We start from the raw sequence: 14,794 nt of genomic DNA on the forward strand, positions 1-14,794 counted from the left end.
TAGAACGATGAAAAAAATAAATAATATATTAAGTGTCTTAATCATAGCCGTTTTATCTTTTACAAGCTGTCAGGAAGATGATCTAGCTTTTGGAGAGATTGTAGCGCCTTCAAACATTGAAGTATCGGTTACCTATATAGATAATGATTCAGAATCTCCTGCTCCAGGTTTGGGTAGTGGGGAAATTAAATTGTCTGCAACTGCCGATAATGCTACAGCGTATCATTTTGTGGTACAAGGACAAACAAAACTTCAAAAATCCGGAAGTGCGTCACACACGTTTACAACACTTGGCACTAATACTTATGCAGTTACTGTAGTTGCTTTTGGAACTGGAGGCGCTTCGTCTAGTAAAACGATTGAAGTGGAAGTCTTGGCGTTGTATGAACCGCCAGCAGATTTATTAACCATGCTGACTTCCAATAGCTCAAGGACATGGAAGATTGCTTCTGATATAAACAAACATTTTGGGTTAGGGCCAGTAGGAGGCGCTACAGAATTTGAATATTATGGTGCTGCTCCAGGAGATAAGGCGGTTTCAGGAATGTATGATGACCGATATACGTTTAACGTAGACGGAACATTTACACACAACGTAGGTGCAGATGGTTTTGTATTTGGACGCGACCCATTAATTAATGAGTTGGGCGGATCAGGAGGCACTGTAAACGGAGCAGATATAGAACAATATACATTTGGGTCATACACGGCTCAATGGGTTTTAACAGCGCCTAGTGGTGTTGAAACTTTAAGTTTAACTGGTATTGGTTTCATTGGGTATTATGTTGGGGGAAATCATAGTTATCAGATATTTAGCCGTTCTGCAGATGAAATGATTCTTCGTACTACAGATGGAAATGGCGAATTTGATTGGTGGTTTAGGCTAATTCCTGAATAGAAAAACACCATATTAAAATAGGGAGGATTAATTCTCCCTATTTTAAATTGAAAATTAAAAAAGAAAAAATGTTTAAAAAAATGCTTTATATAACCAATATAATTTTAGTGTTTCTTCTGTCCTGTTCAGGAGGAGGAAATGATTCCGAAATAATAGAGGAACCACAAGAAATAATTCCAAAAAATTTATCATTAACAATAGCTATATCGGGTTCAAGCACCGTAAATCCAGGTGGTGATGGCTCAGGTAATATCACATGTACTGCTACAGCAACCGATGCCATTTCCTATGGTTTTAAAGTAGGAAGCGAGGCAGAAATAAGAAGTACTAATGGCGAATTCAATTATACATGTGTTACTGAAGGATTAAACGAGTATGTTATAACGGTTTTTGCATATTCTAGTACTGGTAATAGCATTAGTACTTTTAAAAAAGTAGCCGTTTTTGTTACTGAAAGTGGGCCACAATTAGTTTGGTCTGATGAATTCAACACAGATGGTGCTCCAGATACCTCCAAATGGAGCTACGATATAGGTAATGGTTGTCCAGATTTATGTGGTTGGGGCAATGGCGAAAAGCAATATTACACAAACAGGACAGATAACGTAAAAGTCGAAAATGGCGTATTAAAAATTATAGCAAAAAAGGAAAACCATGAAGGTTCTGAATATACTTCTGCAAAACTATTAACTAAGGGAAAATTCGATTTCACCTATGGAAGAGTAGATGTTAGAGCGAAACTCCCAAGTGGCTCTGGAACATGGCCAGCCATATGGATGTTGGGGGCCAATATTGATACCGTTGGTTGGCCCATTTGTGGAGAAATAGACATCATGGAACATTGGGGACATAACCCTACTCTTGTTTCTAGCGCAACACACACGCCATCTTGTTCTGGAGGCTGTCCAAACACGAAAGTAGGCGAAACAACCATAACTGATTATGCTACGGAATTTCATATATATAGTTTAGAATGGACAGAGGATGAATTAAACTTTATCATAGACGGAAACTTAAAGTATAGTTATAAGCCAACCGTTAAAAACAGTAGTAATTGGCCATATTTTGCACCTCAGTATTTAATTTTAAATGTTGCCATGGGAGGCAGCTGGTTTTCTATAGATCCAAATTTTACAGAATCTGTAATGGAGATAGATTACATTAAAGTATATCAATAACATGAAGAAAACTAGCTTAGGTATTTTAATCATTATCTTAACGATTTTCAATGTTTCTTGTAAAGAAAATCCAAATGATAATTCAATTGAGAATAAAACCAACTCGATAGAAAAGAAAGTTGCCGATTTATTGTCTAAAATGACACTAGAGGAAAAAATCGGTCAGATGAATCAATACAATGGATTTTGGGATGTTACAGGCCCACAACCTCTAGATGGTGATGCCGCCAAGAAATATGAACATTTAAGAAAGGGCTATGTAGGTTCCATGCTTAATGTAAGAGGGGTAAAAGAAGTTAGGGCTGTTCAAAAAATAGCTGTTGAAGAGACGCGGCTTGGTATCCCTTTGATAATTGGTTTTGATGTGATACATGGTTACAAAACATTAAGTCCGATACCGCTAGCCGAAGCTGCGAGTTGGGATTTGGAAGCCATAAAAAAATCTGCACAAGTTGCTGCAAAAGAATCGGCTGCGGCAGGTATTAACTGGACTTTTGCTCCTATGGTTGATATTTCAAGAGATGCCCGTTGGGGACGTGTTATGGAAGGAGCTGGTGAAGACCCTTATTTAGGTTCAGAAATAGCTATGGCCAGGGTTTATGGATTTCAAGGTGATGATTTATCATCTCCAGAAACCATTGCGGCTTGTGCCAAACATTGGGCAGGTTACGGTTTTTCTGAATCAGGAAGGGATTATAATACCGTAGATGTTGGAACGTCAACGCTTAACAATATTATTTTTCCACCATTTAAGGCCGCAGCTAAAGCTGGGGTTAGAACCTTTATGAATTCATTTAATGAACTAAACGGCATACCTGCAACTGGTAATGTGTATTTACAAAGGGACATTTTAAAGGACGCATGGCAATTTGATGGGTTTGTAGTTTCAGATTGGGGGTCCATTAACGAAATGATAGCACATGGTTATGCAAAAGATAAAAAGGAAGCAGCAGAATTATCGGTTATCGCTGGGTCGGATATGGATATGGAATCGTATGCCTATGTTGATGAATTGGCTAATTTAGTGCGGGAAGGAAAAGTAAAGGAATCACTCATTGATGATGCCGTAAAACGTATTTTAAGAGTCAAGTTTGAATTAGGTCTTTTTGATGACCCGTATAAATATTGTGATGAAATTAGAGAAAAGGAAGTAACAGGAAGTAAAGAAATTCAAGAGGCTGTATTAGACATGGCTAAAAAATCCATTGTTTTACTTAAAAACGACAATGAGATACTTCCTTTAAAAACTAACGGTTTAAATATCGCTTTAATTGGTGCTTTGGCAGCCGATAAAACCAGTCCATTAGGAAGTTGGAGAATAGCGGCCGAAGACAGTACCGCAGTATCTGTTTTAGAAGGCATGCAAAAGTATCCAGACAATAAATTAACTTATTCAAAAGGAGCGGATGTAACCATAGGTAAAACAGAATTTGCAATAGAGTTGAACATTAATACCGAGGATAAAAGCGGATTTCCAGAAGCTATTGAAACAGCTAGAAAAGCAGATGTTGTCGTCATGGTTTTGGGCGAGCATGGATTTCAGAGTGGGGAAGCTAGAAGTAGAACAGACTTAGGTCTGCCTGGTGTACAACAAGAACTTTTAGAGGCTATTTATAATGTAAATAAAAACATTGTATTAGTGCTAAATAACGGACGACCTTTAACAATACCTTGGGCAGATAAGCATATCCCGGCAATTGTTGAAGCCTGGCAATTGGGGACACAAAGTGGTAACGCCATAGCTCAAGTTTTGTATGGTGACTATAATCCCAGCGGCAAGCTACCGATGTCGTTTCCAAGAAGTATTGGTCAAGTGCCTATTTACTATAATCATAAAAATACCGGTAGGCCCGTTAATCCTGGCTCAAACCAAGTCTTTTGGTCACACTATTCAGATGAAAGTAATGACCCTCTTTATCCATTCGGACACGGTTTAAGTTATACTACATTTACATATACCAATTTGGTAGTTGATAAGGTTTCAAATGACATCTTTAATGTTTCCGTAGATATTAAAAATACAGGAAAAGTAATTGGTAAAGAGGTGGCTCAACTATATATACAAGATGTGTTTTCAAGTATAACAAGACCTGTTAAAGAACTGAAAGGGTTTCAAATGGTTGAATTAAAGCCAAATCAACAACAAACCATCAAATTCAGCTTATCAAAAGATGAACTAGGTTTTTTTAATAATGGGGGAGAATTTGTTCTTGAACCGGGTGAATTTAGAGTATACGTTGGCGGAAGTTCTAAAACAGTTTTAGAGTCTAACCTTATAATTGAAAAGCAATCCATAAAATAAGCATGATATTTCAATCATAAAATAAAATTTAGTTTAGTATTCAATTTAGTTAGTTTAAAAGGTGTGTTATTGGTTTAGCATACCTTTTTTTCTTTTCTTTGTACGAAACCCTCACGAATGTATGTTTGATGATATTTTAAGAGCAATTCCTTTTGGCATTATATTGGCGTTTACTATAGGGCCCGTATTTTTTGTGCTTCTTGAAACCAGTGCCACAAAAGGATTTAAAAGTGCCTTAATTTTTGATTTAGGGGTTGTGCTGGCAGATATTGTTTTTATTTTAATAGCCTTTTTTAGCACCAATAAACTTTTGGAAAAGGTTAAAGACGACCCTAGTTTTTTAATTTTTGGAGGTGTATTATTATTTGTTTACGGCGTTATTTCATTCTTGAAAACATCAAAATCCTTTAGAGACATTGTCAAGGAATATCATAAGGTAGATATTCAAAAAAAATATGGAAAGCTATTTTTAAAAGGGTTTTTGCTCAATTTTATAAACATTGGTGTTTTGTTGGGGTGGGTGGCATTTATTGTGATAGGCAATACGTTAACCGAATCTAAAGAGGGTGTGGTTGTATTTTTAAGTACCATTTTGATTGTTTATTTTTTAGTTGATTTGATTAAAATGAGTTTAGCTAAAAAACTAAAACATAAGTTAACGCCAAAAAGAATATTCAAAACAAAAAAAATAATAGCTTTAGTGATTCTCGGTTTTGGGGCACTTTTATTGGTTCAAGGATTTTTCCCTAAGGAAAAAGAAATGATAAAGGAAAGATTTGAGAAAATTAACTCAAAAAAATAAAAGCTTCCAGAATAAACTGAAAGCTTTTTTTGAGGTGTCGAGCGGATTCGAACCGCTGTAGCAGCTTTTGCAGAGCTGAGCCTAGCCACTCGGCCACGACACCGTAATTTGTTTGCAAATGTAAAAAAAAATAAGACTTTAATATTGTTAAAAATTATTTTTTACGCTTATCTTTCATTTTAATCGTAACACATTCCACATCACCACCAATTGGCGGATTTAATTTGCTAACCCAAACGGTTGCTTTCTTCACAAGTTTGTCTTCATTAAAAATTCTATTTAAAATGCGTCTGCAAACTGTTTCCAATAAATAGGACGGTTTGTTCATTTCTTCTTTAATTATCCGGTTTAAAAACACATAATCCACGGTATCACTCAAACTATCCGATTTGGCTGATGGTTGTAAATTGGCTTCAACTTGTAAATCTACACGATAGCTGCTGCCTATTTTGGTTTCTTCTTTTAAACAACCATGATGAGCAAATACCCTAATATTTTCAACTTTTATAATTCCCATTATTACTATTTTTAAGTCACCAAAATTACCTAATTTTACACAATATTTTTGTTTAACAACGTTAGTTTCTGTCCACAAGAATCTGCAACCATACATTTATGTCTGAAGAAAAAAAACCACTTAACTTTTTAGAGCAAATTATAGAAGAAGATTTAGCGAATGGTTTACCAAAAAGCAAATTGCGTTTTAGGTTTCCTCCAGAGCCAAATGGCTATTTACATATTGGACATACCAAGGCCATTGGTATCAGTTTTGGTTTGGGTGAAAAATATAATGCCCCGGTAAATTTGCGTTTTGATGATACCAATCCGGCAAAAGAAGAACAAGAATATGTGGATGCCATAAAAGAAGATGTAGCTTGGTTGGGCTATACTTGGGATAAGGAGTTATTTTCATCAGACTATTTCCAACAGCTTTACGATTGGGCAGTGCTATTTATAAAGGAAGGCAAGGCTTATGTTGATTCACAATCCAGCGAAGCCATGGCAGAGCAAAAAGGAACGCCCACGCAGCCAGGTATTGATGGGCCTTATAGAAACAGGAGCGTTGCCGAAAATCTGGATTTATTTGAACGCATGAAAAACGGTGAGTTTGAAGAAGGCTCACACATTTTACGTGCTAAAATAGATATGCAACACCCCAATATGTTGATGCGCGACCCTATTATGTACCGTATTTTAAAAAAACATCATCATAGAACGGGCAACGATTGGTGTATTTACCCCATGTACGATTGGACACATGGCGAAAGCGACTATATCGAACAAATATCACACTCGTTATGCTCTTTGGAATTTAAGCCCCACAGAGAGCTTTATAATTGGTTTTTAGAGCAGATAATTGATGAAGGTAAACTCAAACCCAAGCAACGGGAATTTGCGCGTTTAAATTTAAGTTACACCATTATGAGCAAGCGTAAACTGCTCAAATTGGTAGAAGATAACATTGTAACGGGTTGGGATGACCCGCGGATGCCTACTATTTCGGGGTTACGACGCAGAGGCTATACACCAACCTCCTTAAGAAAGTTTGTTGAAACGGTAGGTGTTGCTAAGCGGGATAATGTGATTGAAGTATCGTTATTAGAGTTTTGTATTCGTGAAGATTTAAACAAAACGGCACCTAGGGTTATGGCGGTTTTAGACCCTGTGAAACTGGTAATTACCAATTATCCTGAAGGGAAGGAAGAATGGTTGGAAGCCGAGAATAATCAAGAAGATGAGTCGGCAGGTTTTAGAAAAGTACCATTTTCACGAGAGCTTTATATCGAAAAAGAAGACTTTAAAGAAGAAGCGGGAAACAATTTTTTCAGGTTAAAATTAGGGGGTGAAGTACGTCTTAAGAATGCATATATCATCATAGCTGAACGTGTTGTAAAAGATTCAAATGGGAATATTACGGAAATCCATTGCACCTATTCTGAAGACACCTCAAAAAAAGTGAAAGGCACATTGCATTGGGTATCTGTTAAACACGCCATTAAAGCAGAAGTTAGAGAGTATGATAGATTGTTTTTAGATGAAGCTCCTGATAGTCATGCAGACAAAGATTTTATGGAATTTTTAAATCCGAACTCATTAAAACTCGTTAATGCTTTTGTGGAACCAAGTTTAAGAGATGCTAAAGTAGGCGAGAGGTTCCAGTTTCAGAGGATTGGTTACTTTAATGTTGATAACGATTCCACTAATGAGAAATTAGTATTCAATAAAACGGTTGGATTAAGAGATTCTTGGGAAAAACAAAAACCAGTAGAGAACAAAAATAACAATCAAAACAAACAACAAAACATTCCATCTCAACCACAAAGAAAAGCTATTGATGTTATTCAACAGTTAGGAAAAAAATACACCAATTTGCCAGAGGAAAAACAGTTAAAAGCGAAAACTGAAATCCAACAATTGGCCAAAGATGTTAGTTATGAAGAATTGCAACCTTTATTTAACACAGCAGCAAAAAAAGTAGGAACACGAATAGCTGTTACCATTGCTTTAGATGTATTGCTTAAGAATGGGTTACAAAGGAATGCTGAAATTAATGCCTTTATTGCAAATGCTTTAGAAGATGAGAATGACTTGTTGAGAGCAGAAGCACAATTGGTATAAATAATTTATATACTTCTAAAAAACAGGCGCTTATAATAAATTTATTATATTTATATCTTAAATTTAAAACTAACTCCTATGGATTTTATTAACCCTATTGCAATCGTTCTTGCCGCACTTTCGGCAATGGTTGTTGGTTTTGTTTGGTATAACCCCAAAGTTTTTGGAACTGCTTGGATGCAAGCCGCGGGGATGTCTGAAGAACAATTAAAAACCGGCAATATGTTTAAAATATTTGGCTTGGCCTTATTGTTTGCATTTATATTAGCATCGGCCATGCCAGCTATTGTCGTTCATCAAATGGGCGTTTATAGCTTGGCTCAAGGAGAATTAGGCATATTACCAGAATATAATGCCTTTTTGGATGTTTACGGCGATGCTTTTAGAACCTTTAAACATGGCGTTTTTCACGGTGTTTTCGCAGGTATTTTTATTGCCTTGCCTATTTTGGGAACAAACGCTGTATTTGAACATAAAAGCGCGAAATATATTTTTATAAACGTTGGGTACTGGATCCTTACTTTAGGCATCATGGGAGGCATTATTTGTGGTTGGAAATAATATTTATAATTTTTAACTTTAACAAAGACTGAAGTGTTATAACTTCGGTCTTTTATTTTTCTATTGAACACATACCACATTTATTTTTCTTATAAAGAGCTTCCAGAAATTTGGGATCGTATGGTGGCACACGATATTTTTCTTCAGTGCAGCTATTTAAAAGCTTTGGAAAACGCCTCTCCAAATAACATACAATGGTTTTATGTGGGCATTTTTAATGACAATGAATTAGTAGGCGTCGCCATTATTCAACGTGTTCAGCTCTACTTAAAAGATATGTTTAGGGAAACTAAAGTATCTTGTTTCAGAGAGTTTTTCAGGAACATAATTTCCAAAGTTTTAAAGGGCAATATGTTGGTTGTTGGCAACCTAACCCATACGGGACAACATGGTGTTTTTTTTCTAAAGAATAAAATAACGCCTACGGATTATTTAAGTATGGTTTGTGAATCCATTGAAGAACTTAAAAAGCACATCAAACAAAATCAGCAGAAAACCATAAGAGCTATTATGTTTAAGGACTATTATGAAGAAGATTTAATTCATAATGAAACCGATTTTTTCAATAAAAACCAATTACATAAAGTAACCGTTCAACCAAATATGGTGATGCCCATAAAACCTAATTGGACTTCAAATGAAAATTATATTAAAGATTTTAATAAGAAATATCGAGACAGATATAAAAGGGCCAAAAAGAAATTAGGAAATGTTGTTTGTTCAGAATTAGACATTAATACCATAAAAAGTCAATCCGAAAAGCTGTATAACCTCTATTTAAATGTATCAAACAATGCAAAATTCAATACCTTTTTCCTTCCTGAAAACCATTTTTACAGTCTAAAACTTCAATTGAATGACGACTTTAAAGTTTTTGGTTATTTTTTAGAGGATGAATTGGTTGGTTTTTATACGCTTCTTTTAAATGGCAAGCATTTAGAAACCTATTTTTTAGGGTATGACGAGAAGCATCAATATTCAAACCAGTTATATTTAAACATGCTTTATGATATGGCAAAATTTGCTATCGGGAATAAGTTTGAAAATGTAGTTTATGCCCGAACTGCCATGGAAATTAAAAGCTCTGTTGGCGCTATTCCCAAACCAATGGAGATTTATGTGAAACATACAAACAGTTTTTTGAACAGTATACTAAAACAGCTTTTTAAGTTAATGGATCCAACCCAAAAGTGGGAGCAAAGGCATCCGTTTGAATAAAAAAACCTCGAACATAAAGTCGAGGTTTTTTGCTTTTAATAATTTTTAAATTAGTCTTCTTTTTTATTGTTTTTAGCATTTTTCATAGCTTCACCAATTTGATTACTCGCCGTAAAACTAGCCAGCATATCATTTAACATGCTATTTGCTGCCTGTGGTGAATTTGGCAATAAAATAAGGTTACTATTAGTATGTTGGCCAATAGATTGTAATGTATCATAATGTTGTGTTACTACAATCAATGCAGAAGCTTCTTGTGAGTTGATACCAACTTTATTTAGCACCATGACAGATTCTTCTAAACCACGGGCAATTTCACGACGCTGATCGGCAATACCTTGTCCTTGTAAACGTTTGCTTTCGGCTTCGGCTTTCGCTTTTTCAACAATTAAAATACGTTGCGCATCACCTTCATATTGAGCTGCAGTTTTTTCTCTATCTGCGGCATTAATTCGGTTCATGGCTTCTTTTACTTGGGCATCAGGGTCAATATCTGTTACTAGGGTTTTAATGATATCGTATCCATAATCAAGCATGGCTTCGTTTAATTCAGATTTTACGGCAATAGCGATATCATCTTTTTTTAAGAAAACATGATCTAAAATCATTTTTGGAACTTCGGCACGTACCACATCAAATACATAACTCGTAATTTGATCGTGCGGATAATCTAATTTATAAAAAGCATCTTCAACCTTATCTCTAATAACTTTATATTGAACAGATACTTTTAAGCGCACAAACACATCATCCTTAGTTTTTGTTTCAACAATAACATCTAGTTGTTGAATTTTTAAACTTAGTCGGCCAGCGATTCTATCAACCAAAGGAATTTTTAATTGTAGGCCAGAATGACGGACACTTTGGAATTTACCAAACCGTTCAATAATGGCTGCAGATTGCTGTTTAACAGTAAAAAAGGACGAGAATAAAATAACCAATCCTAAGAAAATAATTGGGAAAAGAATAAAATCAGACATGACAATGGTTTTAAAAAAGTTAGAAAATTAATATACAAAAATTATATTATATTTGAGCACTTAATACAAATATATGCAATATAAATGCCCTTTGCTATTAGTAGCCATCACGATGTGTTTTGTTACAAAAGGTTTTGCTCAGCGTCCAAGTTATCAAATCACCAATGGTATTGGAATTTTTGGAGGCATTACAAAATTTAATATTGCTACCGATAATTTTACTACAGCTCAAGGAGATGGTTTTGTTGGAGGTCTAAGCGCTACGGTTGACATTCCCCATAAGTGGTACAATGTGAGTTTTGGGATGCAACTTTCAGAGAATAATTTGGGGATTTCCGCAAGGCCAACTATTGTAAGTTCTGAAGAAGTATTTATCGATTACAAACTATTTGCCGCCCAAGTAGCCATGCTTATGCACATAAAGGTTATTGAAACGTATTTTACCATAGATGTGGGACCTATGATTCAATATAACGGTAAACTTGAAGTTAAGGACAAGGGACAGAAAGATTATTATATAAATAACTATACTAATCTAACGGCAACGGACATTATAAATATATCCCAATTTAATTTTAATGGTGCCATTGGGGCGTCTGCCGGAATAAAAAACTTTAAGCTGAAAGCGCAATATATTTATGGTTTTACCAATATTTTAAAGAAACTGGAAAACCAAAATTTAGATACTACAGGTGGCGATGCACGATTTAAAGGCAACCAGAATATGTTGGTTTTAGGGGCTATGGTTTCTTTTTAAGATTTGTCTTATTAATAATTAATATACAGACTAAATAGTTAAGCAATCATTGATTTTAAAAAAAGTCTTTAAAAATCTTTGTTCCCTCTAATATTTAAAAAGTTTAATTTTGAGTATACTGATATTATCAAGATACACATCTGAAGCTATATTATAGGGATTTGGTGGTAGTTTTATTCCAAACTCATCGCCATTTAAAGTCCTCTTTTTTACCCATTTCCCACCAACAAACTTTCCTTCTTCAACTGAAAGGAGTTGAGAATTTGGATTGCTAGAATCAGCAGACTCATGCCTAACATGACAAGCATTTCCAGATACAATAAATTCATCTTCAGAAATCTGAATGATCAAACCATATCCCTTAATAAGTGAGTCCTTTTGTATGTCATAGTTAGGTTTAAAGATAAAGTCTCCAAGTTGAAAAGATGTTGGTGATGCATCATCACCTTCCATAAAACCGTTTATTTTATCTTCAACTTGGGCTTGGGTAATCAACGGACTCAGATTATGAAGTACTTCATACGCTTTCTTTATTGAATGGTTACTATGATACGTTTGATGATCAATACCAAATGGCGAAAACCCCATGGCTTTGAAATGTCCGAAACTAAAAAATGCTTTGGGAGCAGCACTTATAGTATCATTCATCCAAATGGCACAAGCTTCAGGTATAAGCAAAGGGTTGTTGTTATGTACAAAATTTTTAGCTGACAAACCGAATGTTGGGGAGTAATTGTCATTGGCAAGAATATCAATATCAGGAGCACCAGCTTGCCAAATATCAATCATGAGGTAATTTGGTCCTCCGCTAGGCCAAACGCCGGGAATGAGATTGCCTCCCGATGCATCCCAAGCATTTACAAATGTTGGTAGATTATAAATAGCCTTACCCGCCTTAGCAAGTTCATTTACATATTTAGCGTAATGCCATGCCATATATATTTCATCGGTATTTGGTGATTTTCCAAAAATGGCTTCCCATGTACCTTGAGATTTTGAACCATTATTTACATATGGCTCATAAATGTTTGGTTTTAATTTATTAAGATTATTGGTAATGTATGTAATTAATTCACTAGGGACTTGTTGTTCAAATAGTTCGTTAGCTTCAGGTGAAAAATCCCTGGTGCCTCCCAACAAACCAACCTCATTTTCAATTTGCATCATTAATACCGTACCCTGTTTATCAACCTGAACAATGCGTTCCATTAACTTTTTATAAGCCTTCAAATCGGCATTTAAACAATTTTTATTAATGTTTGAAATGGTGGTGGAAATTTTCCCGTCTTTAAAAAGCATGCGAGGGAAACGTTGCATATCAGTTTTAACCCAATCAGGCGTATAATTGGACTCGCCATTTTTCCAACTTCCAAACCATAGAATAACCAGTTTCAAGTTATTGTCATGTGCACTTTGTATGTGGCTATCGATAAGTGAGTAATTAAAAGTATCTTCTTCTGGTTCAAATTGTTGCCAAGTTATGGGTAAAAAAACCGTGTTGACATTAAGGGATTTAGTGCGTGCCCAAATATCTTTCATATGCTCAATGCTCGATGCAGAAGAGTTTAATAATTCAGCTCCAATAATTAAAAAGGGTTCATCGTTTACATACAATTGTTTAAGTCCTTTAGATTCTTTGATTTTTGTTAAAGTCAAATTGGTAGTTAAGTCCTCTGAATTTGAAGATTTATTATGATTGTTACATGCTATTAGTAAAGCCAATAATAGCACATAAACTAAAGGAAATTGGATTCTTTTCATAATATTAGTTTTAAGAACATTTCAATATTTATTTATAGAAGGTTAAACGAATTTATCATTTTTTATGAGAATCCAAGTTCAACTTTATAAAAAATCCTCTTCATAAAATGGAGAGGATTTATAATTTATACTTTAAGATAGATTATAGTGTCTTTACCAAATTCTCAATACGCTCCACCGTTTCAATTTTACCAATCATAAACATGATTTCAAAAACTTCTGGACCTTGTAAAGCACCCACCAAAGCTAAGCGCAACGGCATCATCACTTTTCCAAAACCAATGCTTTTTTCAGTTATCCAAGCTTTAATATCTGTTTGAAGATTTTCAGCAGTAAAATCATTGACTCTTTGGATGATAGTAACCAGTTCAAGCATTAACTCTGAAGTACTTTCATTAATTGCTTTTTTTACAGCGTTTTCATCATAACTTTTTGGTGCTTGAAAAAAGTAAAAACTCAAATCCCATAAATCGCTAATAAATGTGGCACGCTCTTTTACAAGTCCAACTACAAGAGCCACGTAATTAACATCAATATCGGTTAATTGATTGTATTGTGACACAAACGCTTCTGCAAGCGCCATATCATCTTGTTCTTGCATGTAATGGTGATTGAACCACTTGATTTTTTCAGGATCAAACCGTGCACCCGATTTATTAACGCGTTCTAGTTCAAACGCGTTAATTAATTCATCAAGACTAAAAATTTCTTGTTCGGTTCCAGGGTTCCAGCCTAAAAAAGCCAAGAAGTTTATCATAGCCTCTGGGAAATACCCATCTTCTTTATAACCTCTAGAAATATAATGTGTTTGAGGATCTTCCCATTTCAAAGGAAACACAGGGAATCCCATTTTATCACCGTCACGTTTACTTAATTTCCCAGTACCAGTTGGTTTTAAAATCAAAGGCAAATGCGCAAACTCTGGAGCTTTCCAACCAAATGCTTTGTATAATTGATAATGCAAGGCTAGGGAAGGTAACCATTCTTCACCACGAATCACATGTGTAATCTCCATTAAATGGTCATCTACAATATTCGCTAAATGATAGGTTGGCATCCCATCGCTTTTAAAAAGAACCTTATCATCTAAAATATTGGTATCGATTTGTATATCACCACGAATGATGTCTTTTAAATGCAGTGTTTCATCTTGTGGAGATTTAAACCGAATCACATAATCATCGCCCGCATCCAATTTAGTTTTTGTTTCTTTTTCGCTAAGCGATAAGGAATTGCTTAATTTTAATCGGTTATGCCAATTGTAGATAAAGGTTTTTCCTTTTTCTTCATGGTCTTTCCTATGGAAATCAAGAGTTTCTGCCGTATCAAAAGCGTAATAGGCATCACCAGAAGCGATTAATTGTTCCGCATATTTTTTATATAAATGTTTGCGCTCGCTTTGTCTGTAAGGGCCAAATTTTTCGTTTATACCTGGGCCTTCATCAAAGGGAATGCCACACCAATTCAATGAATCAATGATATATTGTTCGGCTCCTTCAACATAACGGTTTTGGTCTGTATCTTCAATTCTTAGTATAAAAGTGCCTTGATGTTTTTTTGCAAATAAATAATTGAATAAAGCAGTACGCACACCACCAATATGAAGTGGCCCTGTTGGACTTGGTGCAAAACGAACACGAACGTTTTTGGACATATTTTGTAATTTTGTATGCAAAGATACAATTAACACATAATTATAAACCGTCTATAAAAAAAAT

General features: G+C 35.0%; 12 protein-coding genes and 1 tRNA gene. 8 read left to right on the top strand and 5 right to left on the bottom strand.

The annotated features are described in order from the left end of the window. Positions 1-7 precede the first annotated feature (7 nt). From CDH49_RS02215 to CDH49_RS02230, 4 genes are all read left to right on the top strand, one after another. Positions 8-898: a glucan endo-1,3-beta-D-glucosidase gene (locus tag CDH49_RS02215; protein WP_100613668.1), complete on the top strand. Its 891-nt coding sequence runs from the start codon at positions 8-10 to the stop codon at positions 896-898. 68 nt (positions 899-966) lie between these two features. Beyond that, a complete protein-coding gene (locus CDH49_RS02220; RefSeq protein ID WP_157805262.1) occupies positions 967-2,076 on the top strand; it encodes a glycoside hydrolase family 16 protein in 1,110 nt (369 codons plus the stop codon). Between the two features lies 1 nt (position 2,077). Beyond that, positions 2,078-4,378, top strand: coding sequence for a beta-glucosidase BglX (bglX, locus tag CDH49_RS02225; RefSeq protein ID WP_100613670.1), 2,301 nt, complete (start codon positions 2,078-2,080; stop codon positions 4,376-4,378). A gap of 121 nt (positions 4,379-4,499) precedes the next feature. Next, positions 4,500-5,180, top strand: a complete 681-nt coding sequence (locus CDH49_RS02230; RefSeq protein ID WP_100613671.1) for a LysE family translocator — start codon at positions 4,500-4,502, stop codon at positions 5,178-5,180. Between the two features lie 32 nt (positions 5,181-5,212). Here the strand turns inward: CDH49_RS02230 and CDH49_RS02235 are convergent. Both CDH49_RS02235 and folB read right to left on the bottom strand, forming a co-directional pair. Beyond that, positions 5,213-5,283, bottom strand: a tRNA-Cys gene (locus CDH49_RS02235). 51 nt (positions 5,284-5,334) lie between these two features. Beyond that, on the bottom strand, positions 5,335-5,697 hold the full coding sequence (gene folB, locus CDH49_RS02240; RefSeq protein ID WP_100614453.1) for a dihydroneopterin aldolase: 363 nt from the start codon (positions 5,695-5,697) through the stop codon (positions 5,335-5,337). A 98-nt stretch (positions 5,698-5,795) separates the two neighbouring features. Between folB and CDH49_RS02245 the strand changes: the two genes are divergently transcribed. From CDH49_RS02245 to CDH49_RS02255, 3 genes are all read left to right on the top strand, one after another. Then, positions 5,796-7,799 (top strand): glutamine--tRNA ligase/YqeY domain fusion protein, encoded by a 2,004-nt coding sequence (locus CDH49_RS02245; RefSeq protein ID WP_100613672.1) that lies wholly within the window; start codon positions 5,796-5,798, stop codon positions 7,797-7,799. A 78-nt stretch (positions 7,800-7,877) separates the two neighbouring features. Next, entirely contained in the window at positions 7,878-8,360 is a 483-nt protein-coding gene (locus tag CDH49_RS02250) for a DUF1761 domain-containing protein (protein WP_100613673.1), read from the top strand. A gap of 63 nt (positions 8,361-8,423) precedes the next feature. Further along, positions 8,424-9,578, top strand: a complete 1,155-nt coding sequence (locus tag CDH49_RS02255; protein ID WP_239970546.1) for a GNAT family protein — start codon at positions 8,424-8,426, stop codon at positions 9,576-9,578. A 50-nt stretch (positions 9,579-9,628) separates the two neighbouring features. Here the strand turns inward: CDH49_RS02255 and CDH49_RS02260 are convergent, their stop codons facing one another. Next, positions 9,629-10,558 (bottom strand): SPFH domain-containing protein, encoded by a 930-nt coding sequence (locus CDH49_RS02260; RefSeq protein WP_100613674.1) that lies wholly within the window; start codon positions 10,556-10,558, stop codon positions 9,629-9,631. Positions 10,559-10,631: 73 nt separating this feature from the next. On the opposite strand from CDH49_RS02260, the gene CDH49_RS02265 reads away from it, so the two are divergent. Beyond that, entirely contained in the window at positions 10,632-11,315 is a 684-nt protein-coding gene (locus CDH49_RS02265) for a hypothetical protein (protein ID WP_100613675.1), read from the top strand. An 87-nt stretch (positions 11,316-11,402) separates the two neighbouring features. Here CDH49_RS02265 and CDH49_RS02270 read toward each other — a convergent pair whose 3' ends face one another. Continuing rightward, positions 11,403-13,076, bottom strand: coding sequence for a GH35 family beta-galactosidase (locus CDH49_RS02270; protein ID WP_100613676.1), 1,674 nt, complete (start codon positions 13,074-13,076; stop codon positions 11,403-11,405). A 142-nt stretch (positions 13,077-13,218) separates the two neighbouring features. Then, positions 13,219-14,730, bottom strand: a complete 1,512-nt coding sequence (gltX, locus tag CDH49_RS02275; protein WP_100613677.1) for a glutamate--tRNA ligase — start codon at positions 14,728-14,730, stop codon at positions 13,219-13,221. Positions 14,731-14,794: the final 64 nt, after the last annotated feature.

The organism is Confluentibacter citreus (assembly GCF_002807055.1).
GTDB lineage: Bacteria > Bacteroidota > Bacteroidia > Flavobacteriales > Flavobacteriaceae > Confluentibacter > Confluentibacter citreus.